This window comes from Rahnella sp. RcJ3, from assembly GCF_009498575.1.
GTDB lineage: Bacteria > Pseudomonadota > Gammaproteobacteria > Enterobacterales > Enterobacteriaceae > Rahnella > Rahnella aceris.
In genome coordinates, this window is sequence record NZ_QSNX01000009.1 from 180,839 (window position 1) to 204,855 (window position 24,017).

Sequence of the window (24,017 nt, forward strand, 5' to 3'; positions counted from 1 at the left end):
GAAATACAGGGATCATCTATGCAGGCGTTATTTAGCAGACTTGTCAGTCGGAACCGCGTGGATCGCACCGGGGAAATTACCCCCCGGACACGCGTGCCGATACCGGAAACCGACAGTGCAGACACCGAAGATCCTTCCTACTCCATGCAGGGCGGATTCATCGGGTTTGTCTTCTACTGGCTGGCGTTCGCGATCCCTTTTCTGGTTTATGGTTCCAACACCCTGTTTTTCCTGCTCTACACCTGGCCGTTCTTCCTGGCGCTGATGCCCGTTTCCGTCCTGATAGGCATTGCGTTCAGCACGTTCTTTGGCGGTGGCTGGTTTAAAACCTCTCTGGCCAGCGCGGTCTGCGTTATCGGCATGTTCTGGACAGTCTTCTCTTTCCTGTCTGGCTGGTGACTTTTCCTGGCGGTTTTCCCTGCAAATTCCCTTCACGATGTAACCCATTGTGTCATTCTCACCCTTAATTGCGTGCGTAAGTCTGATTCTCACCGGCTTTACCACTGCCACAGTGGAGTCAGAGGGAAAGTTGTGGGATGATTGTCCAGCTTTTTTAGGGGGCGGGGATGGGCAAACTAACACTGCTATTACTGATTTTACTTGGCTGGCTACAGTATTCGCTGTGGCTGGGTAAGAATGGTATTCACGATTATGTACGTGTAAACGATGACGTTCAGGTGCAACAAGTTAATAACGGCAAACTGAAATCACGTAATGATCAACTTTTCGCAGAAATCGACGATTTAAACGGCGGTCAGGAAGCGATCGAAGAACGCGCACGCAATGAACTGGGCATGATTAAACCCGGCGAGACTTTTTATCGTCTGGTGCCTGACAACAAACGTGCGCCTGGTAGCACCGTTTCGCAAAACAACCTGAATCAATAGCCATGAGCCATATCGCAGTTTCCCTTCCAGAGGTTATTGCCGTGTTACCGGCTGCCGGCATTGGCAGCCGTATGCAGGCAGAATGCCCCAAGCAATATCTTTCTATTGGCGGTAAGACGCTGATAGAACACTCAATTTTCGCTTTGCTGCAAAGCGGCAAAGTCAGTCAGGTTATCGTGGCATTAAGCCCGCAGGATATGCAATTCGAACAACTTCCCATTGCCCGTGATCCGCGTATTCGCGTGGTTGCAGGCGGTGCGGAACGTGCTGAGTCGGTGATGGCCGGGCTGGATGTTGCCGGAGACAGCGGCTGGGTGTTGGTACATGATGCCGCGCGCCCGTGTCTGCATCCTGACGATCTCCATAATCTGCTGGCGATTGCCACCACCAGTAAAGTGGGCGGGATCCTTGCCGCCCCCGTGCGCGACACGATGAAGCGTGGTGAACCGGGCATTACAGCGATTGCACATACGGTCGATCGTCAGGACCTGTGGCATGCACTGACGCCGCAATTTTTCCCGCTCGAATTACTGAAAACCTGCCTGCGCCGTGCACTCAATGAAGGTGCGGTGGTCACAGATGAAGCCTCGGCAATGGAATATTGCGGTTTTCATCCTATGCTGATCCCGGCACGGGCCGATAATATTAAAGTCACGAGGCCAGAAGATCTGGCCCTGGCTGAATTCTATTTAACCCGCTTATCCCAGGAGGAGAACGCATAATGCGTATCGGTCACGGTTTTGATGTACATAAATTTGGCGGAGAAGGCCCGCTGGTGATCGGTGGTGTGCGTATCCCTTATCCGCAGGGTTTACTGGCGCATTCAGATGGTGATGTTGCCCTGCACGCGGCTACGGACGCACTGCTTGGTGCCGCTGCGCTGGGAGATATAGGTAAACTTTTTCCGGACACTGATCCGGCATTCAAAGGTGCTGACAGCCGCGAACTGCTGCGCGAAGCCTGGCGCCGTATCCGTGCAAAAGGCTACAAGCTGGGCAATCTGGATATCACGATCATCGCACAGGCACCGAAAATGGCTCCGCACATCCCGCAGATGCGCGTGTTTCTAGCAGAAGATCTGCAATGTCATATGGATGACGTCAACGTGAAAGCCACGACAACCGAACAGCTGGGCTTTACTGGCCGTGGCGAAGGTATTGCCTGCGAAGCCGTTGCTCTGCTGATTAAGGAATGATGTTGTGGAAGATTACCGCATGATAGATATGTCCCGTCTCACCTGGTTGCTGGGCGAGCCTGTTGCCACCGGCCTGCTGAAAGCCAATCCCGAAGACTTTATTGTCGAAGAGGATCTGGGTTTTGAGCCGGATGGCGAAGGTGAACATCTGTTGGTGCGGATCCGCAAAAATGGCTGTAACACGCAGTTTGTCGCGGAACAACTGGCGCGATTTGCCAAAGTGCATCCGCGCGATGTCAGTTATGCCGGTCTCAAAGACCGCCATGCCGTTACCGAACAATGGTTTTGCCTGCATCTGCCGGGCAAGACTGATCCCGATTTAAGCCAGTTTGATCTCGAAGGCTGCGAAGTTGTCCGCGCCTCACGCCATCGCAAAAAGATGCGTATCGGTACGCTGAAAGGCAACGCGTTTACGCTGGTGCTGCGTCAGGTAAGCGATATGGCTGATGTCGAGGCGCGTCTGGAAAAAATCACCCAACAGGGCGTACCGAACTATTTCGGCACTCAGCGTTTTGGCCGTGGTGGCAATAATCTGGTGCAGGCGAAACGCTGGGCAACCAATGAAGCCCGTCCGAAAGAACGCGCCAAACGCAGCTTCTATCTTTCCGCCAGCCGCAGTGCGATGTTCAATATCGTCGCCAGCCAGCGTCTGGCCGATGGCACCGTACGTCAGCCGATGCTGGGCGATGCCCTGCAACTGAATGGCCGTGGCAGTTGGTTTGTGGCGAAAGCCGAAGAGTTCGAATCGCTGCTACCGCGCGTTGAAAACGGTGAATTGCTGGTAACCGCACCATTGCCGGGAGATGGCCCGCTGGGCACACTCGAAGACGCTGAAGCCTATGAGCTGGCCTGTCTGAATGGTCAGGAGGATTTACTGTCGCTGCTTAACCGTGAGAGGGTCGAACCGGCACGTCGTGCCATCATGCTGCAACCTTTGCAGATGCAATGGCAGCGCTGGGATGATGTTACTCTGGAACTCAAATTCTGGTTACCGGCCGGCAGTTATGCCACCAGCGTGGTGCGTGAACTGATGAATCTGGATGAAAGTGATGCGGATATTACTGAGTAACGACGACGGCGTACTGGCTCCGGGTATACAGGCGCTGGCGTCAGCACTGCGTGAATTTGCTGACGTGACGCTGGTGGCCCCTGATCGTAACCGTAGCGGCGCATCTAATGCGTTGACGCTGGACGGCCCGTTGCGTATTCAGTCTTACCCTAACGGGGATACCGCCGTAATTAACGGTACGCCGACCGATTGTGTGTATCTTGGCGTGAATACGCTGATGCGCCCTAAGCCAGATATAGTGGTCTCTGGCATCAATGCGGGGCCGAATCTGGGTGACGACGTCATCTATTCCGGTACGGTCGCCGCCGCGATGGAAGGCCGCCATCTGGGCTTTCCCGCGCTGGCGGTCTCACTGGACGGCCATCAGCATTATGACACGGCGGCGATCATCACCTGTCGGATCCTCAGGGCTCTGGCGCGTGAGCCTTTGCGTACTGGCAAAATTCTGAATATTAACGTCCCGGATTTGCCACTTTCGCAGATCAAAGGGATCAAGGTGACGCGTTGCGGTAGCCGTCATCCGGCCGAGCAGGTATTTTGTCAGCAGGACCCGCGTGGTCAGGACTTGTACTGGATTGGCCCGCCGGGGGATAAATTTGATGTCGCACCTGATACTGATTTTGCTGCTGTCGCGCAAGGTTATGTTTCAGTGACGCCACTTCAGGTGGATTTAACCGCCTATGCGGCTCAGGATGTCGTGGTCTCATGGTTGGAAAAGGCCGGGGTGAGCGCGAATGGTGAATAAACCGATGTACAACCTGCTGGAACAACTTCGCCAGCAGGGCATTCATGATGAAAAACTGTTGCATGCCATAGAATCTGTGCCGCGTGAGCGTTTCGTGGATGAGGCATTTCAGCATAAAGCTTACGAAAACACTGCGTTGCCTATTGGCTCCGGTCAGACCATTTCTCAGCCTTATACCGTGGCGAGAATGACCGAGCTGCTGCGCCTTGAGCCCACTTCACGCGTGCTGGAAATTGGCACCGGGTCAGGCTATCAGACTGCGATTCTGGCACATCTGGTTGAACATGTTTTCTCGGTTGAGCGCATCAAAGGGTTGCAGTGGCAGGCCAAAAGACGCCTCAAGCAACTCGATTTGCATAATGTCTCCACCCGTCATGGTGACGGCTGGCAGGGCTGGCCTTCGCGTGGCCCGTTCGATGCCATTATTGTCACTGCTGCACCTCCTGAAATACCTCAAGATCTACTGCAACAACTCGATGATGGCGGCGTATTAATTCTGCCCGTGGGCGAAGAAAATCAAACATTGCAACGGGTCACACGACGTGGTGATGAGTTTGTTGCAGAGACTATCGAAGCCGTTCGTTTTGTCCCGCTGGTGAAAGGCGAGCTCGCCTGAAACCGGTGATAAGCCGATCCCAGCAGGACTAACCTCTTAAAATTTAAATACAACTGTTATATGGTGCTGTACTGGCGATGTTGATAGCATCCACTACAGTTTTTTATGGCACAGCGGCATTTGGGCAAAGGCCTGAATGAGCATGTTGCCTGCCCGCACCGTGTCTGATGACACGAAAAGCGCCAGCTGGCGCGGTGTGCGAGGTTAAAGAGATATTCTGAGATTGCCGTAACGGGGGAAATATGAGCACGGGAAGCCCAATAAAAACACTAAGCCGCATTGTAATGTGTACTTTTATCAGTGCCTGGATGGCGGGATGTACGAACAATTCAACGACATCTGCACCCATCAGCAGCGTTAATGGCGGCGGTGGCAGTGGCAATAGTAGTCAGAATACTCTGAATTCCACTCCGCAAATGGCGCCTGCTGTCGGCCCTGGCGGACACATTGTGTACAACCGCAGCTATAACTCAATCCCTAAGGGAAGTTACAGTGGCAGCACCTATCAGGTGAAGCGTGGCGACACTCTGTTTTATATTGCATGGATCACGGGCAATGACTTCCGCGACCTGGCCGCGCGCAATAATATCCCAGAGCCATACAGCCTCGAAGTTGGCCAGACAATCCAGATAAATAACGTCTCTTCCGCAGCAAGTACCGGGGGTGCGATAGCGGTCACAGATGCCACAAATGGCGGTGTTCCGAAAGTTCCAACCGGGGGCATGCTCACAGGTTCTGTGGTTGCATCTCAACCAACTACCACGTATTCTGATTCTTCTGGTAAACAGAATGTAGGCAAGATGTTGCCTTCATCAGGTGCAGTTACTACCACCACAACACCTGTTGCTGTAGCCAGCACTCCCGTCGCCACATCTACAAATAATGGCGGTCCGGTTTCCTCCTGGAAATGGCCGACTGACGGGAAAATTATCGATAATTTCTCAGCTTCTGAAGGGGGAAATAAGGGGATCGATATTGCTGGTTCGCGTGGACAGTCTGTCGTAGCAACCGCCTCGGGGCGTGTGGTCTACGCCGGTAATGCTCTTCGCGGTTACGGTAATCTGATCATCATCAAACACAATGATGATTACCTGAGCGCCTATGCACATAACGATACAATGCTGGTCCGGGAACAACAAGAAGTGCAGGCGGGTCAAAAAATAGCGACTATGGGTAGCACCGGAACCAGTTCAGTAAGATTGCATTTTGAAATTCGTTACAAGGGGAAATCCGTAAACCCGCTGCGTTATCTTCCGCAGCGATAAATCGGGGCAGAGCATCGATTCTGCCCTCGGGACCACGGGTAGGAGCAGCTTATGAGTCAGAATACGCTGAAAGTTAACGAGTTACATGATGATGTAGATTTCGATGAGAACAGCGCTGAAGCCTTTGACGAGAAAGCAATAGTCGAAGAGACTGCCGACAACGATGCTGAAGAAGAATTGTTGTCGCAGACTGTAAGCCAACGAGTGCTGGATGCCACTCAACTGTACCTCGGTGAAATCGGTTATTCCCCTCTGCTTACCGCAGAAGAGGAAGTTTATTTCGCACGACGCGCGCTGCGGGGAGATGTTCCTTCCCGCCGCCGTATGATTGAAAGTAATCTGCGTTTGGTGGTTAAAATTGCCCGCCGCTACAGTAACCGCGGTCTGGCACTGCTGGATTTGATCGAGGAAGGTAACCTGGGTCTGATCCGTGCGGTTGAAAAATTCGACCCTGAGCGCGGCTTCCGTTTCTCTACCTATGCAACATGGTGGATCCGTCAGACAATCGAACGGGCGATTATGAATCAAACCCGTACTATTCGTCTGCCGATTCATATCGTTAAAGAACTGAACGTTTACCTGCGTACCGCACGTGAACTTGCACATAAACTGGACCATGAACCGAGCGCTGAAGAGATTGCTGAGCAACTCGACAAACCGGTACATGACGTCAGCCGTATGTTGCGCCTGAATGAACGCATCACTTCTGTAGACACCCCATTGGGTGGTGACTCAGAGAAAGCGTTGTTAGATATTCTGGCGGATGAAAAAGACAACGGCCCGGAAGACACCACACAAGACGACGATATGAAACAGAGTATCGTGAAGTGGTTATTCGAGTTGAATGCAAAACAGCGTGAAGTGCTGGCGCGTCGTTTTGGCCTGTTAGGCTATGAAGCGGCAACGCTGGAAGATGTGGGCCGCGAAATCGGTCTGACACGTGAACGTGTTCGTCAGATTCAGGTAGAAGGTTTGCGTCGCCTGCGTGAAATCCTGCAGGGGCAAGGACTGAGTATCGAAGCACTTTTCCGTGAGTAAATAACTCACAGGCAATTGCCACAATATGCAGCATCCAATAAAAACGGTGGGTTAATCCCCACCGTTTTTTTATGCATCCGGTTCAGTTCAGCGGACGTTTACACCATATCTTTCAGACGATAGATCCATTCCAGCGCCTGACGTGGCGATAACGAATCTGCATCCAGTGACTCCAGTGCCTCAACTGCCGGAGATACTTCTTCGGTCAGTAAAGCCAGTTGCGGACCGTCAACTTTGCTGGCGGCAGCGTTGTTCGACAACGTTTCCAGCTCTTTCAGTTTCTGACGGGCGCGCTTAATCACATCACGTGGCACACCAGCCAGTGCGGCAACGGCCAGACCATAACTCTTGCTGGCGGCGCCATCCTGTACGCTGTGCATAAACGCGATAGTGTCGCCGTGTTCGATAGCATCCAGATGCACGTTGACGGTGCCTTCCATTTTTTCCGGCAGGGTGGTCAGCTCGAAATAATGGGTGGCGAACAACGTCATGGCTTTAATACGGCTGGCGAGGTTTTCCGCACATGCCCATGCCAGCGACAAACCATCGTACGTTGATGTCCCGCGCCCGATTTCATCCATCAGCACCAGGCTGTTTTCGGTCGCGTTGTGCAGGATATTCGCCGTCTCTGTCATTTCCACCATAAAGGTCGAACGCCCGGAAGCCAGATCGTCCGCGGCACCGACACGGGTGAAGATGCGATCCACCGGCCCGATGACAGCGGCTTCCGCCGGTACATAGCTGCCGATATGCGCCATCAGAACAATCAGTGCTGCCTGGCGCATATAGGTACTTTTACCGCCCATGTTCGGACCGGTGATAATAAGCATCCGTCGCGCCGGGGACATGTTCAGCGGGTTAGAAATAAACGGTTCACTTAGCACCTGCTCAACCACCGGATGGCGACCGCCGGTAATATTAATACCCGGTTTTTCACTCATGGTCGGACAGGCGTAATTGAGCGTGTAAGCACGTTCCGCCAGATTGCTCAGCACATCCAGTTCGGCCAGTGCACTGGCGCTTTGCTGTAATGCAGACAGGTGCGGCATCAGCAAATCGAACAACTCTTCGTACAGCGCCTTTTCCAGAGACAAGGCTTTACCTTTGGAGGTCAGCACCTTGTCTTCGTACTCTTTCAGCTCAGGAATGATGTAGCGCTCGGCATTTTTCAGCGTCTGGCGACGGACGTAATGAATCGGCACCAGATGGCTCTGCCCACGGCTGACCTGAATGTAATAACCGTGAACGCCGTTGAAACCGACTTTCAGCGTATCCAGCCCCAGCTTTTCACGTTCGCGGATCTCCAGACGATCGAGATAATCCGTCGCGCCGTCTGCCAGCGCACGCCATTCATCCAGCTCAGCGTTGTAACCTGGTGCGATTACGCCACCGTCACGCACCAGAACCGGCGGGCTTTCGATCACAGCGCGTTCAAGCAGTTCCACCAGTTCGGTAAAGTCACCGGTTTGCTCCACCAGCGTTTTCACATGAGCGGCTTCGGTTCCCTGCAAGATCTCGCGGATTTCCGGCAGTTGCTGCATGGCATGACGCATACGGGCCAGATCACGCGGACGTGCGCTGCGCAGTGCCAGACGTGCCAGAATACGCTCGAGGTCGCCGACCTGACGCAGCACCGGCTGTAAATCGGCGGTGATATCCTGTAACGCACCAATCGCCTGCTGACGATGCGTCAGCAGTTTGATATCGCGGCTCGGCATGTGGATCCAGCGCTTGAGCATGCGGCTGCCCATCGGCGTTACGGCCTGATCCAGCACTGCCGCCAGCGTGTTCTCTACACCACCCGCCAGGTTTTGCGTCAGCTCCAGATTACGGCGCGTGGCCGCATCCATAATAATCCCATCCTGCTGGCGCTCCATGGTGACGCCACGGATATGCGGCAGGGCGGTGCGCTGGGTATCTTTTACGTATTGCAGCAGACAACCGGCAGCACGCAGCGCCTGAGCAGCCTGCTCAACGCCGAAGCCGCTCAGATCGCGGGTACCGAATTGCAGATTGAGCTGCTGTTTCGCGGTTTCCAGCTCGAATTCCCACATCGGACGGCGGCGCAGGCCACGGCGGGAGGAAATCAGCGACATGGCTTCAAAGCTTTCCGGGTAGAGTAATTCCGCCGGATTGGTGCGCTGTAATTCGGCTGCCATGGTTTCCAGATCGTCAGGCTGTGCGACGCGGAAACGGCCGGAACTGATATCCAGCGTGGCATAACCAAACCCGCGCCCGTCCTGCCAGATAGCCGCCAGCAGGTTATCATGACGCTCGCTGAGCAACGCTTCGTCACTGACGGTGCCCGGCGTGACGATGCGTACGACTTTGCGTTCAACCGGCCCTTTACTTAGGGCCGGGTCGCCAATTTGTTCAGCAATCGCGACGGATTCCCCTAGCTGGACCAGTTTCGCCAGATAACCTTCTACCGCATGATAAGGCACGCCCGCCATCGGGATCGGCTCACCGGCAGAAGCGCCGCGTTTGGTCAGGGAGATATCCATCAGCTGAGATGCGCGTTTTGCATCGTCATAAAACAGTTCGTAAAAGTCACCCATGCGATAGAACAGCAGAACTTCCGGGTTCTCAGCTTTCAGACGCAGATACTGCTGCATCATTGGTGTGTGGGCATCCAGGTTTACATTATTTGTCATAGACTTAATCTTTTTAATCCATTTTTCGACGCGATGGGTTTAAGGATTTTTTCTGTTGCGTATCTTAGCCCAGCGGGCAAGAAGCTGTCACAACTAAAAATGGAAAGCATCGCGCAAACCAGACATGTAACACCCCCTTCGTTTGCAGAGCGTAAAGGTCAGGGGATTTGAACATGTTGCAACGGGCGTAATAATAGAGTTTTTATTTTTTTGAGAATAATAATAAGGAGGTGATAATAATAAAAAACGTGCCGTTATATTAATGGGTTAGTTGTTCGTAATATTATTAATAATAAGTATATAAAATGAATTAAGTGTGGATATGAATGTTTTACTCCTCTGCTAGGGTGATGGCTGTTCCCGGATGATCTTATTAATACGGGATTTTTCCACGCTATTTATCCATCTTTGCGGAGAAGTATTATGCAATTGCAATTTAAATTAAACATGATCAACGATGCCTGGTATCCCACTCTCGATTTGAATGAGATTAAATCAACGTCTGGCGGCGCGGTTGATATTAAAGAAAAGTTAGTGATCGTATTTTCAGCACCCGGAAAAATAACTGCCGGTGATATTAATGTCGAAACCAATCCGTGGAAACCGCTCGGCACGAAAGTGGAATCCACGGAAGTTGGCGGCGGGATTTTTGATGTCAAAGTGACGATTGAGCCGACCGATGGACAGCCTGTGGGCGATGCCATTCAGAAAATTCATATGGGGCTGAACGTCTCCTCTGCGGATTCGCCTGCCTGGTCTGATTTCCGCGAAACCTTTGCGCTGGCCGCTGATGAAGAACCGGGTGTTACCGGTGAATTGTCGGTCAGTTGTCCGCCGTTGCCTGCCGGGCTGACAAATGCCGCACTCGAACTGCGTCTGGTGCGCGGCGATAAAACATTGCGCGTTTTGCCAGAGTTTGGTCACGTCTCTAAATTTTCCGTCAATGCGGGGAATTACAGTGTCTTTGCAGCAGAATTAAGCACGGAAGACGGTACTGTCCGCGTGCCTGTCAATCTCGGACAGACAGAAATCACCATTGATAAAGGCCGTACCACCTCGCTGGCCGTCACTTTCGGCGCTGTGGATCGCAGTACAACTATTGATGTGGCACTGAATTTTTCAGGCATTGCCGGTTTGCGCGATGAAGAGCTGACGCTGATTTGCAGCGAGAACGGCACAGATAAACTGAGCCTGCCAGTACGCTCCGGCCAGCAATATCGTCTGGAACATTTACCTGCTACCGGCCGCTTTGAAATCCGTATTGCCGATTTACGTCTGAACAATATTCATTATCTGTTTGATGATTACGACGGTCAGTTCGACGGCCAGTATCACAGTATTAACTTCACTCAGGCGCAGGTCAGCCAGCGTGGTGATTCACAGCCAAATGCTGCGAAGCTGACGGTCAGTGTGAAAGCGGAAAGCGCGGTCAGTAAATCCATTTCCCTGCGACTGACAGACAATTCGGCTACACCTCGTCAGTACCGCTTCGATGCGATTGCCGCGCAAAATGGCAGCATTGAGCAGCCAGTTCTGGTTGTGCCGGGTTCTTATACCGTGGTCTCGGGAACCTTTATTCACAACGGCATCGTACATTACGTGGATGTCAGCCCTCAGCCGTTACTGGTCAGCGCGAATGCACCGGCACAGCTGAATGTGACGATTGTGAAAGGGGCGAATCTGCACGTGAAAGGTTTCCCTGAGTTCCTCACCTTTGGTGCCTGCGCCAATATGGTGCCGACTAACGTGGATGATTTTGCCGCGGCGCGTGTGTCTTCAATTTTCAAATATTCCGGTGATGACGGCATGGGCGATGCGGGCGATTATCTGTCACCGTCTAAAGAACCGACGCTGCAAATTATTAAAATGGCACGGGACGTCTCCGCCAAACTGAATGAACCCGTGTTGCCGCTGATGGTGTCTTACACCTGTAACTTATCATTGGGTGATGTGCCGAATATTATTGCTGATCCGGTACGCCATAAATTCAGCTTCGCCAACTTTATTCAGTCGTTGCAAATGGCGCAATCCCAGCAGGATGCGGAACATCCGGTACCAGCCGGGTATATTGTGAATCCGGATTATCTCGGCGAATGCCAGAAATACGGTTTCCTGCCAACGTATGAAATTCCGGTTCGTCAGCCTCTGAGCGAAGCACTTGCCCACCACAATGTGAATGTGCAGGTTCCGGCAGGCATCACCAATACCCTGAAAGGCTATATCCGGGCGGTAAACTGGCTGACGCGCGTGGTTGCGCCAGACGTCGTACTCGGCTGGCAGGTCAACCTGTGGGGAGTGGCAGGTTCGCAGTGGATTTATAAAGATTTCGTCTACGATGATGTTTTTGATGCCGCTGACGGGCAACATAAAAAAATGACGGTTGATCCGTTCACTGCGGGCAGACTGACGGCGCAATATGCATTGCTGGTCGGCGTGTTTGATGACATCGAATATATCCGTGCAGACGGTTCTCCTGACGTGGCGAAGGGCGCTGATTTTATGGCCGCTGACCGTTATGAGGCTGATGACTTCACTATCCGTTCATATGCCAATGGTTATTGTTATTCGCCATACGAATGGGAGCGTACGTTCGATTTCTGCGCATCCTTAAGTCGCCACCTGCGTCAACCGGTTCTGCCATGGCAGATCCCGGCCAGCCATCTGCCAACTTCCGCAGATGAGGTTAATGCTGATTTCAACACCCAGAACTGGGGCAGCGGCGGCAGCTACCTGATGGGGCATTCCGAAATTGGTGCCTCGGTGGATGCCATCCATGAACGCCTTCTGCCGCTGAAATTCGATGCCGCTTATGCCTCAATGATGGGCCACGACACCCGGGAACTGTTCTCCCGGCATTCATGGGATCTTTCCACACCTAAGTATCTGGATTTCCCGTCACGCGGTATTTTCCATGTCCACCTGGGCGGCGGAGCGACGACCGGGGTGATCAGCGGCGTGGGTGATGCCAGCAGCTGGATGCGCAACAAGCTGAAAGCTTATCGTGATAATCCGGTGAAATTTGAGGAAAGCAGTACGCTTAAATCAGGCAGCCAGTGGCGTTCCAAGACGCCGTCGGTGAAATAATTACGCAGTATTTTTAACACGTGCGGGTCCGTTACAGCGGGCCCGTCACTTAGAATTTTTGTGCCTTGTAAAGACGATGATTTTCAGTTTTTTCGGCTTTAATAATGCTCTACCATATCCGCACCTCTTTTATTGCATGGTTACGGATATCCGATGCGCCACCTGGCAGTCATTCTTCCCCTGGTTCTTACACTTTCTGCATGTAGCAGTAATAAGCCCGCACCTCAACCTGAAGGCCCGCGAAATCCTTTTTCCGATGGAAGAAATGCCAGTGCGAATACGGTTCCCGCTGGTGGTTTTCTGCTGCAGGCTGAGCACACCGGTGCCGTCCAGACCGGTGATTTCGCCTATGATCCGGCCATGAACCAGTTTGTTGACAAAATGGTGCGCGAGCACGGATTTGACCGTCAGCAATTGCATGATGTCCTGTCGCAAACCAAACGTCTGGGATTTGTATTACGACTGATGGATCAGCAGGCGCCATCTGGCCCGCCATCTACCGTGCCGAATGGCGCATGGAACCGCTATCGCAGCAAATTCATTACGCCGGATAACGTGCAAAACGGCGTAGTGTTCTGGAATCAGTATCAGGATGCGTTACAGCGTGCGGAGCAGGTTTACGGCGTGCCGCCGGAAATCATTGTCGGGATTATCGGTGTGGAAACCCGCTGGGGACGCGTAATGGGTAAAACCCGCATAATCGATGCGCTGGCGACCTTATCCTTTGCTTATCCGCGCCGGGCAGAATATTTCTCCGGCGAGCTGGAAACCTTCCTGCTGATGTCCCGCCGTGAAGGCGATGATCCGCTGAGTTTACGTGGTTCCTTTGCGGGTGCGATGGGCTACGGCCAGTTTATGCCATCCTCTTATAAGGACTACGCTGTAGACTTTAACGGTGATGGTCATGCCAACCTGTGGGATCCGATTGATGCCATCGGCAGTGTTGCCAATTATTTCAAGGCACACGGCTGGACGAAAGGCGCACCGATTGCGGTGCCGGCAGCAGGCCAGGCGCCTCTGCTGGAGAATGGCTTCAAAACCAAGTATCCGCTGTATACGCTCAAAGCAGCGGGGCTTAGCCCGCTGGGTTCACTGGGCAATTATCAGGAAGCCAGCTTGCTGCGCCTTGATATGGGCACTAATTACCAGTACTGGTACGGATTGCCGAATTTCTACACCATCACCCGCTACAACCACAGCGTGCATTATGCGATGGCGGTATGGCAACTGGGTGAAGCGGTGAAAGCCGCGCGCTAACGCCGGTGAGTTAATCTTTCATGAGGGCCGCAGATTGTGGCCCTTCTTTTTCTTTTTATTCCAATTCTGAATACATCGCGCAAAACGCTTCGACGGGACTCACAGACCGGAAGAGAAATGCTAACATCGGGTCAGTTTCAGATGACCCGCCAGGAGGGAGTATGAGCGAAAAACGTTTACATGAACTGAGTGTGGAAATCGGGGCGGCGCTGAAAGCGAAGGGATGGTGGGTAACCTGTGCGGAATCCTGTACCGGTGGCCTGATTGCCAAAGCGATTACCGATATTGCTGGAAGCTCCGCCTGGTTTGACCGCGGATTTGTCACTTACAGCAATGCGGCCAAGCATGAATTGCTGGGCGTTTCTGAAAGCACGCTTGAGCAATATGGCGCAGTGAGTGAGCAGGTGGTGCATGAAATGGCACTGGGCGTGTTACATGCGGCGGGTGCTGATGTGGCGGTTTCGGTCAGCGGTATCGCCGGCCCTGACGGGGGTTCTGCAGAAAAGCCTGTCGGCACTGTCTGGTTTGGATTTGCCGGAAAAGACGGACGGGTTCTGACCGCGAAACAGCAGTTTTCCGGCGATCGCGAAGCAGTGCGTTTGCAAGCTGCTGTTTTTTCGTTACAAACTGCATTGCGTGAGTTTATTAAAAATTAGGCTTGATACTGTATGAGCATACAGTATAATTACTGCCAATTACCTGTACATAAATTATATTCAGTGATGCAGGCGGGATGTTCCCCTGTATCAGACGAGGAGTAAAAATGGCTATTGATGAGAACAAGCAAAAAGCGTTAGCTGCAGCACTGGGCCAGATTGAAAAGCAATTCGGTAAAGGCTCCATCATGCGTCTGGGTGAAGATCGCTCCATGGACGTCGAAACGATCTCTACCGGCTCTTTGTCTTTGGATATCGCGTTAGGTGCTGGCGGCTTGCCAATGGGCCGTATCGTTGAAATTTATGGTCCGGAATCCTCCGGTAAAACCACGCTGACTCTGCAGGTTATCGCTGCTGCACAGCGTGAAGGCAAAACCTGTGCGTTCATCGATGCAGAACACGCGCTGGACCCTATCTACGCTAAAAAACTGGGCGTCGATATCGATAACCTGCTGTGTTCTCAGCCAGATACCGGTGAACAGGCTCTGGAAATCTGTGATGCGCTGACCCGTTCAGGCGCCGTTGACGTTATCATCGTTGACTCCGTTGCCGCACTGACGCCAAAAGCTGAAATCGAAGGCGAAATTGGTGACTCTCACATGGGCCTCGCAGCTCGTATGATGAGCCAGGCGATGCGTAAGCTTGCGGGTAACCTGAAAAACGCCAATACCCTGCTGATCTTCATCAACCAGATCCGTATGAAAATCGGTGTGATGTTCGGTAACCCGGAAACCACCACCGGCGGTAACGCCCTGAAATTCTATGCCTCTGTACGTCTGGATATCCGTCGTATCGGCGCTATCAAAGAAGGTGATGTGGTTGTCGGTAGTGAAACACGTGTGAAAGTCGTGAAGAACAAAATCGCCGCACCATTTAAACAAGCTGAATTCCAGATCCTGTACGGCGAAGGTATCAACATCAACGGCGAACTGATCGACCTGGGCGTTAAGCACAAACTGATCGAGAAAGCGGGTGCATGGTACAGTTACAACGGCGAGAAGATTGGTCAGGGTAAAGCGAACTCTTGTAACTACCTCAAAGAAAACCCGAAAGTTGCTGCTGAACTGGACAAAAAACTGCGTGATATGCTGCTGAGCGGCACCGGTGAATTGAGCGTTGCGACTACTGCTGAAGACGCTGACGACAACATGGAAACCAGCGAAGAGTTTTAATTTCGCGGTTGTCTGACAAAGACATTTGAAGGGCAGGGGACTTTGTCCGCTACTTTCAACAGTCGTTAAAATGCCAGTCTGGTTTCCAGACTGGCATTTTGCATATCAGGGGGAAATCTTATGCCCGATGAAAAAATACTTAATGAAAAAATCGTCGACCTGAAAAAATTGCTGGAAGACGTTGCGCAAAACAGTGAGTCCACGCTGTTTGAGCCGCAGAAAAAAGACGGTGATGCAGCGAAAATCAACACGCTGATTAACCGCGCTATGCGCCTGCTTTCTCAGCGTGATCACGGCGAAACAGAGTTGCGCCGCAAGTTGCTTATTCCACCAATGCCTTTTGTTAAACCTCAGAATAAGAAAAACAGCTGGTCATCACGTAAAAAAGCGGAGCAAAATGCGTTTGCTGAAGAAGAGGTGGTGAGAGCTAAACCTCAGCCGCGGCCAGTGCCAGAAGAAATTGCGGAAGAACATGTGCAGGCGGTGATTGACTACTGCTATCAGCATCACTGGCTCGATGATGCCAAATTTGCCAGCCGTTATATTTCCGGTCGCAGTAACAAAGGTTACGGTGCGCAGCGCATCCGTTCGGAATTACTGCAAAAAGGCGTCGATAAAGAAATCATTACAGTGGCGCTGGAAAACACTGAGGTAGACTGGTGCGTTCTGGCGCGGGATTTGGCCGTCAGGAAATTTGGTGAAAATTTACCGACTGACTGGAAAGAAAAATCAAAAGTTCTGCGTTATTTGCTCTACCGGGGCTTCTTTCAGGAAGAAATACAGTCTATTTATCGCGATTTTGACGATTGACCGCATACGGTATTTTACTTCCCCGCGCAGAAATTTTATCTTATCCGCACTTTTTCGTTCGTGAGCTGAACAGATTGCTGCCATATGCAGCGTTATCCGGCTCAAGAGCCGTTCTTCCAGCATGATTCCGGGACATTTATGAGCAAGAGCACCGCTGAGATCCGTCAAGCGTTTCTCGATTTCTTCCATAGTAAGGGACACAACATTGTTTCAAGCAGTTCGCTTGTCCCGACAAACGATCCGACACTGTTGTTTACCAATGCCGGGATGAACCAATTTAAAGATGTTTTCCTCGGTCTGGATAAGCGTGATTACAACCGCGCCACCACATCTCAGCGTTGCGTCCGCGCAGGCGGTAAGCACAACGACCTCGAAAACGTCGGTTATACCGCACGTCACCACACCTTCTTCGAAATGCTGGGCAACTTCAGCTTCGGTGATTACTTCAAACACGATGCCATCAACTACGCCTGGGAACTACTGACCGGCGAAAACTGGTTTAATCTGCCGAAAGAGAAGTTGTGGGTCACCGTCTATGAGACTGATGACGAAGCCTTCGAAATCTGGGAAAAAGAAGTCGGCGTTCCAAAAGAACGTATTATCCGCATTGGCGATAATAAAGGCGGCGCATTTGCTTCTGATAACTTCTGGCAGATGGGCGATACCGGCCCTTGCGGCCCTTGTACCGAGATTTTCTATGATCATGGCGATCACATCTGGGGCGGTCCTCCGGGTTCTGCTGAAGAAGATGGCGACCGTTATATCGAGATCTGGAACCTGGTGTTCATGCAGTTCAACCGTCAGGCTGACGGCACCATGCTGCCACTGCCAAAACCATCCGTAGATACCGGGATGGGGCTTGAGCGTATCACTGCGGTTATGCAACATGTGAACTCAAACTACGACATCGACTTGTTCCAGAAACTGATCGCTGCGGTGGCAGAAGTCACTGGCGCGACCGATTTGAGCAACAAATCCCTGCGCGTTATTGCTGACCATATCCGTTCATGCGCATTCCTGATTGCAGATGGCGTTATCCCGTCGAATGAAAACCGTGGCTATGTGCTGCGTCGTATCATTCGTCGTGCGATCCGTCACGGCAACATGCTGGGGGCGCAAGACACGTTCTTCTACAAACTGGTTGCTCCGCTGATTGAAGTGATGGGGCCGGCTGCGACAGAACTGAAAGAACAGCAGGCGATGGTTGAGCAACTGCTGAAAACCGAAGAAGAACAGTTTGCCCGTACTCTGGAGCGCGGACTGGCGTTGCTGGACGAAGAATTGGCTGCACTGAAAGGCGACACTCTGGACGGCGAAATTGCTTTCCGTCTGTACGACACCTTTGGTTTCCCGCTGGATCTGACTGCTGACGTTTGCCGTGAACGTAATCTGAAAGTGGATGAAGCCGGTTTTGAAAAAGCGATGGATGTTCAACGCCGCCGCGCACGTGAGTCCAGCGGTTTCAGCGCAGACTACAACAGCATGGTGCGTGTTGACGGCGTGACTCAGTTCTCAGGCTACGAACATTTGCAGCGCCATTCCAAAGTCGTGGCGCTGTTTGTCGATGGGCAGCCAGTGAATGATATTCAGGCTGGCGTTAATGCTATCGTGGTTCTGGATGACACGCCGTTCTACGGTGAATCTGGTGGACAGGTTGGCGATAAAGGCATTCTGAAAACGACTACTGGCGTATTCTCTGTTTCTGATACCCAGAAATATGGAAAAGCGATCGGTCATCAGGGCGCACTGAGCGCAGGTAAACTGAGTATCGGCGACAGCGTCGAAGCAGAAGTTGATGTCGCCCGCCGTGACCGCATCCGTCTGAACCACTCGGCAACGCACTTGCTGCATGCCGCGCTGCGTCAGGTGCTGGGCAAGCACGTTGCTCAGAAAGGTTCTCTGGTTAACGATAACTATCTGCGTTTTGACTTCTCGCATTTTGAAGCAATGAAACCAGAGGAAATTCGCCAGGTAGAAGATCTGGTGAATGCCCAGATTCGTCGCAACTTGCCGATTCAGACCACCATCATGGATCTGGACGAAGCGAAAGAAAAAGGTGCAATGGCGCTGTTTGGTGAGAAATACGAAGACAGCGTTCGTGTGCTGAGCATGGGCGATTTCTCTACCGAATTGTGTGGCGGTACGCACGCCAGTCGTACCGGTGATATCGGCCTGTTCCGTATTCAGAGTGAATCCGGTACTGCAGCAGGTGTTCGTCGTATTGAAGGGATCACCGGTGAAAACGCGATTAATGCCCTGCATCAGCAAAGTGATTTGCTGCAGGATGTCGCGCATCTGGTTAAAGGGGATGTGAACAGCATCACCGATAAAATTCGTTCTCTGATTGAGCGTTCACGTACGCTGGAAAAAGAACTTCAGCAGGTGAAAGGTCAGCAAGCCGCGCAGGAAAGTGCATCACTGTCCAGCCAGGCGAAAGAAGTGAAAGGCGTTAAACTGTTGGTTCGTCAATTGGATAACGTAGAGCCTAAAATGCTGCGTACGATGGTTGATGACCTGAAAAATCAGTTAGGATCAGTGATTATTGTCCTGGCAACCATTGCCGATGACAAAGTCAGCCTGATTGCAGGTGTCACAAAGGATCTGACCGATCGTGTTAAAGCCGGTGAGCTGATTGCTTCTGTGGCACAGCAGGTCGGTGGCAAAGGTGGTGGTCGTCCTGATATGGCGCAGGCTGGCGGCAGCGATGTACAGGCATTGCCTGCCGCGCTGGCGACTGTTGAAGCCTGGGTTGAAGCTAAGCTGTAATAAGAAATAAATAGCTAACCATGAAAACGTCATAATGTATTGTGCTGTATGGCGTTTTCAGTCTTAATGGCAATGTAAGCTTCGCGATTAAAGTCGCGACAATGACGATATCGGCTAAACTTAAAGTACTCATGGCTGAAGTTGCAGGCTGCTTACATTTTATGTAGGGGTCATGGCTTACGTTTTACCCGCTTATGATCGATAATGGCCGGGAAACTGAGAGACCCGACTCTTTTAATTATTCAAGGAGCAAAGAATGCTTATTCTAACTCGCCGAGTTGGTGAAACCCTCATGATTGGCGATGAGGTTACTGTTACCGTATTAGGTGTTAAAGGTAATCAGGTGCGCATTGGTGTGAATGCGCCGAAAGAGGTCTCTGTTCACCGTGAAGAGATTTATCAGCGTATTCAGGCTGAAAAGTCACAGCAGACGAGTTACTGATTTACGAGGCGTCTCGCTAATGGCGAGGCGCTGAACCTCTTTTGTGTGTGTTATCCCTTATTCTTCCCTCGTTTTCCTGCGTTTTAGTTTTTAATTTCTTCCTGTGTCTTATCTCCTGAATTGTCTTTTTCTAAAAATGAAGGCGTTTTTTACGCGTTCGCGGCCTGTTATTGTGTTCAAACTGCGCAGGTTGCGCGTGAAATGTCCAAACGGGTGATTGTTAGGAAAAAAGGGTTTGACTTATAAGGGCCAGAAAGTAATATGTGCGCCACGCAGTGCCGATGAGCTTGAACAAAGTTAGTCAGCACACTCGCAAGAGGCGTATGGTGAGGTGGCCGAGAGGCTGAAGGCGCTCCCCTGCTAAGGGAGTATGCGGTCAAAAGCTGCATCCGGGGTTCGAATCCCCGCCTCACCGCCATTTAAAATGCACCCATAGCTCAGCTGGATAGAGTACTCGGCTACGAACCGAGCGGTCGGAAGTTCGAATCTTCCTGGGTGCACCATACTTTCCTGAATGTATGTTGATTTGCAATCAAATGAGCGTGAAGGGCAAAAGCGAAAGCTGATGTAGTACGGTAAAATGGTCAGGTAAATCTGCAGTAAGAATCAAAATGCACCCATAGCTCAGCTGGATAGAGTACTCGGCTACGAACCGAGCGGTCGGAAGTTCGAATCTTCCTGGGTGCACCATTCTTTTAGCAATTTCCGAAATAAAATCTGTAGTAACCCAATGCACCCATAGCTCAGCTGGATAGAGTACTCGGCTACGAACCGAGCGGTCGGAAGTTCGAATCTTCCTGGGTGCACCATATTTTGTGTATGTTGAAGCGATTTTTGTCTTTCAGCATTAGAAAACCCGCTTCGGCGGGTTTTTTGTTTTCTGGATTTCACGTCTGTATCTCACTCTTCTTTTTCATTTTCCTGATCTTTCTGACGTGTTCTGATGTGCTGTGCGCGTGGACAAAATGCGACTTTCTACAGACTTTGCGATAAAGTAGTTTTCCTGTTTTTTCGTGATCATGGAGCATCCGATGTACGATCGATACGAAGGGCTAATATTTGATATGGATGGCACCATATTGGATACCGAACCTACGCACCGTAAGGCATGGCATCAGGTCTTGACCAAATACAGCATGCGGTATGATGTCGACTCCATGGTCGCTCTGAATGGCTCTCCAACCTGGCGCATCGCCAAGTTTGTTATAGACAGCAATAATGTTGAGATGGACTCCCATCTTCTTGCTGCTGAGAAAACGGCTGCCGTGCAGGAAATGTTGCTCGATACCGTACGTCCTCTGCCGCTGATTGATGTCGTGAAGGCTTATCATGGCCGGCGTCCAATGGCGGTAGGAACAGGAAGTGAGCACTGGATGGCGGATGCACTCTTACGGCATTTAGGGCTGCGCGATTGCTTTGATGCGATTGTGGGGGCCAATGACGTGAAGAATCACAAACCTGCACCGGACACTTTTTTGCGTTGTGCGGAGCTGATTGGCGTGCCTCCTGAAAAATGTGTCGTCTTTGAAGATGCTGATTTCGGTATTGAGGCAGCAAAACGCGCCAATATGGATTTTGTGGACGTGCGTACGCTGTGAGCAGCGCCCTGGCGCTGGCTTCCTTATTCGGCAGCAGCTTTTTAAGTGCCACATTATTGCCTGGGAATTCAGAAGTCTTATTAGTGGCTTTATTGTCAGCTGGCAGCGCAATGCCAGCGACACTGGTTTTGTCTGCATCAGTTGGCAATACCTTAGGTGGCATAACCAACGTCATCATCGGACGCTTTTTGCCGCAGCTTAAGCCTCAACGTGGACTCAATGTTGCACAGGGCTGGCTGAAGCGCTTCGGACCTGCGGCGTTATTGCTGAGCTGGTTACCGGTGATTGGTGATGTGTTATGCGTATTAGCAGGTTGGCTGCGAATGCCGTGGGGTCCTGTCGTCTTTTTCATGTTTATCGGAAAAGCAGTGCGTTACATCCTTTTGACTTTTGTAACGCTGGAGGGGCTCTCATGGTTCGGTTAGATTGGCATCAGCTATCAATTATGGTCACATCTATGCAGATTCAGTATGCTTGCAAATTAATGGTTTCACCAAGCGGGAGGTCAATTTGATCCCGGATGTATCTCAGGCGCTTTCCTGGCTGGAAGCCCACCCTCAGGCATTAAAAGGTATTCGTCGTGGTATCGAGCGTGAAACGCTTCGGGTTAATCCTGACGGTTCATTAGCGACTACGGGCCACCCGGAATCTTTAGGTGCGGCTCTGACGCATCGCTGGATCACCACCGATTTTGCTGAAGCCTTATTAGAATTTATTACGCCCGTCGATGACAATATTGAACATCTGATGGCGTTTCTCCGTGACATTCATCGTCATGTGGCCCGTGAGCTTGGTGACGAGCGTATGTGGCCGTTCAGCATGCCCTGCTTTATCGAATCCGGACAGGATATCGAACTGGCGCAATATGGTTCGTCGAACATCGGGCGTTTAAAGACACTTTATCGCGAAGGCCTGAAAAACCGCTATGGCGCGCTGATGCAGGTAATTTCCGGCATCCATTACAATTTCTCGCTGCCGATGACGTTTTGGCAGGAGCGGTTGGGCGTGACTGATACGGAAAGCGGGAAAGAGGCGATCTCTGCAGGTTATTTCAAACTCATCCGTAACTATTACCGTTTCGGTTGGGTGATCCCGTATCTGTTTGGGGCTTCGCCTGCAATCTGTTCCTCATTCCTCAAAGGACGTGAAACGGATCTGCCTTTCGAATATACCGAAGGTGGATTGTGTTATCTGCCTTATGCGACATCACTGCGTCTGAGTGATTTAGGGTATACCAATAAGTCACAGAGCAATCTGGGCATCACTTTTAATGATCTGAACACCTACGTTCAGGGCGTGAAGAGAGCGATCCGCACACCGTCTGCTGAATATGCGGAAATGGGTGTGAAAAAAGACGGTAAATATCTTCAGCTGAACACCAATGTGTTACAGATTGAGAACGAACTTTATGCGCCAATCCGTCCTAAACGGGTCACCAAATCGGGTGAAACACCTTCGGATGCGCTGATGCGCAGCGGGATCGAATATATTGAAGTCCGCTCGCTGGACGTCAACCCGTTCTCTCCGGTGGGGATTGATGCAACCCAGGCGCGTTTCCTGGATCTGTTTTTGGTATGGTGTGCTTTAGCGGATGCGCCGGAAATGAACAGCGATGAGCTGCTTTGTACGCGTAAAAACTGGAACCGTGTGATCCTCGAAGGACGTAAACCGGGCCAGACGATTGGTATCGGGTGTAACGATGAACGTCAGCCGTTAGCCAGCGTTGGCAATGCGTTGTTTGCTGATCTGAATCGGGTGGCTCAGATCATGGATAACCAAAACGGCGATCATCTCTATCAGGATGTTTGTAAAGAGCTGGTTGCTGCGTTTGATGATCCTGAACTGACTTATTCTGCCCGCATCCTCAAGGATCTGAAACAGCAGGGCGTCGGCAACCTCGGGCTGGAACTGGCAGAAAAATATCGTCAGATGCTGGTGAGTGAACCGCTGGAAGTGTTGGATGAAAGCGCTCTGATGGCTGAACAGGATGGTTCATGGCAGCGTCAGCGCACACTGGAAGCCAGTGATAAGCTAAGCTTTGAAGAATACCTGGCTGCGAATGCAGGCAGTAGCAATGAGTAGAAAAGAAAAAGGCCACAATTAATGTGGCCAAATAAACATCTCTGTTTACAGGGATGATGATAACAAATGCGCGTCTTTCACTAATTAAGACCCGCATGCTGGGAAAAGGTTTCCTGAGTTCGTAAAAAAAATTAATTTATTTAGGAGAGGTGACGATATGCCACTGTTGGATAGCTTTACCGTAGACCATACCCGTATGGCAGCACCTGCTGTTCGCGTCGCAAAAACCATGAAAACCCCGCACGGGGACACGATCACTGTGTTCGATCTGCGTTTCTGCCGCCCGAATATTGAAGTGATGCCGGAACGTGGTATCCACACGCTCGAGCACCTGTTCGCGGGTTTCATGCGTAATCATCTGAACGGTAACGGTGTTGAAATCATTGATATTTCTCCGATGGGTTGCCGTACCGGTTTTTACATGAGCCTGATTGGTGTGCCGGAAGAGCAACGGGTTGCTGACTCCTGGAAAGCAGCGATGGCTGACGTTCTGAAAGTGAAAGAGCAGCGCCAGATCCCTGAGCTGAATGAATACCAGTGCGGGACTTACGAAATGCATTCCCTGAAAGAAGCCCAGGAAATTGCACAGCACATTCTCGATCATGATGTTGTTGTGAACCATAACGATGATCTGGCTCTGCCAAAAGAGAAATTGTCCGAACTGCACATCTAGTTTTTAGT

21 protein-coding genes and 4 tRNA genes are annotated in these 24,017 nt (G+C 51.4%); 24 read left to right on the forward strand and 1 reads right to left on the reverse strand.

Annotation, left to right across the window (positions count from 1 at the left end):
- The first annotated feature begins 18 nt into the window (after positions 1 to 18).
- The 9 genes from DXU84_RS13820 (at position 19) to rpoS (ending at position 6,815) form a co-directional block, all read left to right on the forward strand.
- Positions 19 to 399: a DUF3561 family protein gene (locus DXU84_RS13820; protein WP_013574011.1), complete on the forward strand. Its 381-nt coding sequence runs from the start codon at positions 19 to 21 to the stop codon at positions 397 to 399.
- Between the two features lie 167 nt (positions 400 to 566).
- Complete coding sequence (ftsB, locus tag DXU84_RS13825; RefSeq protein ID WP_013574012.1) at positions 567 to 887, forward strand: cell division protein FtsB; 321 nt, start codon at positions 567 to 569, stop codon at positions 885 to 887.
- A 2-nt stretch (positions 888 to 889) separates the two neighbouring features.
- The gene (gene ispD, locus DXU84_RS13830) at positions 890 to 1,609 is read left to right on the forward strand and encodes a 2-C-methyl-D-erythritol 4-phosphate cytidylyltransferase (RefSeq protein ID WP_153376001.1); all 720 of its coding nucleotides are present in this window, start codon (positions 890 to 892) and stop codon (positions 1,607 to 1,609) included.
- Positions 1,609 to 2,082 carry a 2-C-methyl-D-erythritol 2,4-cyclodiphosphate synthase gene (ispF, locus tag DXU84_RS13835; RefSeq protein WP_013574014.1) on the forward strand — a complete coding sequence of 158 codons (474 nt, stop codon included), beginning with the start codon at positions 1,609 to 1,611 and terminating at the stop codon, positions 2,080 to 2,082. Before ispD ends, ispF begins: the two co-directional genes overlap by 1 nt.
- A gap of 22 nt (positions 2,083 to 2,104) precedes the next feature.
- Positions 2,105 to 3,151 carry a tRNA pseudouridine(13) synthase TruD gene (truD, locus tag DXU84_RS13840; protein ID WP_162906091.1) on the forward strand — a complete coding sequence of 349 codons (1,047 nt, stop codon included), beginning with the start codon at positions 2,105 to 2,107 and terminating at the stop codon, positions 3,149 to 3,151.
- On the forward strand, positions 3,132 to 3,896 hold the full coding sequence (gene surE / locus DXU84_RS13845) for a 5'/3'-nucleotidase SurE (RefSeq protein ID WP_013574016.1): 765 nt from the start codon (positions 3,132 to 3,134) through the stop codon (positions 3,894 to 3,896). The genes truD and surE overlap by 20 nt, the downstream gene beginning before the upstream one ends.
- Positions 3,886 to 4,512 (forward strand): protein-L-isoaspartate(D-aspartate) O-methyltransferase, encoded by a 627-nt coding sequence (locus tag DXU84_RS13850; protein WP_037034145.1) that lies wholly within the window; start codon positions 3,886 to 3,888, stop codon positions 4,510 to 4,512. The genes surE and DXU84_RS13850 overlap by 11 nt, the downstream gene beginning before the upstream one ends.
- 242 nt (positions 4,513 to 4,754) lie before the next feature.
- Positions 4,755 to 5,777 (forward strand): murein hydrolase activator NlpD, encoded by a 1,023-nt coding sequence (nlpD, locus tag DXU84_RS13855; protein ID WP_013574018.1) that lies wholly within the window; start codon positions 4,755 to 4,757, stop codon positions 5,775 to 5,777.
- A 51-nt stretch (positions 5,778 to 5,828) separates the two neighbouring features.
- Positions 5,829 to 6,815 (forward strand): RNA polymerase sigma factor RpoS, encoded by a 987-nt coding sequence (gene rpoS / locus DXU84_RS13860; RefSeq protein ID WP_013574019.1) that lies wholly within the window; start codon positions 5,829 to 5,831, stop codon positions 6,813 to 6,815.
- A 98-nt stretch (positions 6,816 to 6,913) separates the two neighbouring features.
- Here rpoS and mutS read toward each other — a convergent pair whose 3' ends face one another.
- Positions 6,914 to 9,469: a DNA mismatch repair protein MutS gene (gene mutS, locus DXU84_RS13865; RefSeq protein ID WP_013574020.1), complete on the reverse strand. Its 2,556-nt coding sequence runs from the start codon at positions 9,467 to 9,469 to the stop codon at positions 6,914 to 6,916.
- Positions 9,470 to 9,892: 423 nt separating this feature from the next.
- On the opposite strand from mutS, the gene DXU84_RS13870 reads away from it, so the two are divergent.
- The 15 genes from DXU84_RS13870 to luxS all read left to right on the forward strand — a co-directional run bounded on the left by DXU84_RS13870 (position 9,893) and on the right by luxS (position 24,009).
- Entirely contained in the window at positions 9,893 to 12,553 is a 2,661-nt protein-coding gene (locus DXU84_RS13870) for a hypothetical protein (protein ID WP_013574021.1), read from the forward strand.
- A gap of 153 nt (positions 12,554 to 12,706) precedes the next feature.
- A complete protein-coding gene (mltB, locus tag DXU84_RS13875; protein WP_013574022.1) occupies positions 12,707 to 13,810 on the forward strand; it encodes a lytic murein transglycosylase B in 1,104 nt (367 codons plus the stop codon).
- Between the two features lie 161 nt (positions 13,811 to 13,971).
- Complete coding sequence (gene pncC / locus DXU84_RS13880) at positions 13,972 to 14,466, forward strand: nicotinamide-nucleotide amidase (protein WP_013574023.1); 495 nt, start codon at positions 13,972 to 13,974, stop codon at positions 14,464 to 14,466.
- Between the two features lie 107 nt (positions 14,467 to 14,573).
- A complete protein-coding gene (gene recA / locus DXU84_RS13885) occupies positions 14,574 to 15,638 on the forward strand; it encodes a recombinase RecA (RefSeq protein WP_013574024.1) in 1,065 nt (354 codons plus the stop codon).
- A gap of 171 nt (positions 15,639 to 15,809) precedes the next feature.
- On the forward strand, positions 15,810 to 16,448 hold the full coding sequence (recX, locus tag DXU84_RS13890) for a recombination regulator RecX (protein ID WP_370447458.1): 639 nt from the start codon (positions 15,810 to 15,812) through the stop codon (positions 16,446 to 16,448).
- A gap of 138 nt (positions 16,449 to 16,586) precedes the next feature.
- A complete protein-coding gene (alaS, locus tag DXU84_RS13895) occupies positions 16,587 to 19,214 on the forward strand; it encodes an alanine--tRNA ligase (protein ID WP_015689392.1) in 2,628 nt (875 codons plus the stop codon).
- Between the two features lie 256 nt (positions 19,215 to 19,470).
- The gene (csrA, locus tag DXU84_RS13900) at positions 19,471 to 19,656 is read left to right on the forward strand and encodes a carbon storage regulator CsrA (RefSeq protein ID WP_013574027.1); all 186 of its coding nucleotides are present in this window, start codon (positions 19,471 to 19,473) and stop codon (positions 19,654 to 19,656) included.
- 325 nt (positions 19,657 to 19,981) lie between these two features.
- Positions 19,982 to 20,074, forward strand: a tRNA-Ser gene (locus DXU84_RS13905).
- An 8-nt stretch (positions 20,075 to 20,082) separates the two neighbouring features.
- Positions 20,083 to 20,159 (forward strand) — tRNA-Arg (locus DXU84_RS13910).
- Positions 20,160 to 20,269: 110 nt separating this feature from the next.
- Positions 20,270 to 20,346, forward strand: a tRNA-Arg gene (locus tag DXU84_RS13915).
- A 42-nt stretch (positions 20,347 to 20,388) separates the two neighbouring features.
- Positions 20,389 to 20,465 (forward strand) — tRNA-Arg (locus DXU84_RS13920).
- 222 nt (positions 20,466 to 20,687) lie between these two features.
- Entirely contained in the window at positions 20,688 to 21,254 is a 567-nt protein-coding gene (yqaB, locus tag DXU84_RS13925) for a fructose-1-phosphate/6-phosphogluconate phosphatase (protein ID WP_013574028.1), read from the forward strand.
- Entirely contained in the window at positions 21,251 to 21,679 is a 429-nt protein-coding gene (locus DXU84_RS13930) for a YqaA family protein (RefSeq protein ID WP_370461777.1), read from the forward strand. Before yqaB ends, DXU84_RS13930 begins: the two co-directional genes overlap by 4 nt.
- An 85-nt stretch (positions 21,680 to 21,764) precedes the next feature.
- Positions 21,765 to 23,336, forward strand: a complete 1,572-nt coding sequence (gshA, locus tag DXU84_RS13935; RefSeq protein ID WP_013574030.1) for a glutamate--cysteine ligase — start codon at positions 21,765 to 21,767, stop codon at positions 23,334 to 23,336.
- Between the two features lie 157 nt (positions 23,337 to 23,493).
- Positions 23,494 to 24,009 (forward strand): S-ribosylhomocysteine lyase, encoded by a 516-nt coding sequence (gene luxS / locus DXU84_RS13940; RefSeq protein ID WP_013574031.1) that lies wholly within the window; start codon positions 23,494 to 23,496, stop codon positions 24,007 to 24,009.
- Positions 24,010 to 24,017: the final 8 nt, after the last annotated feature.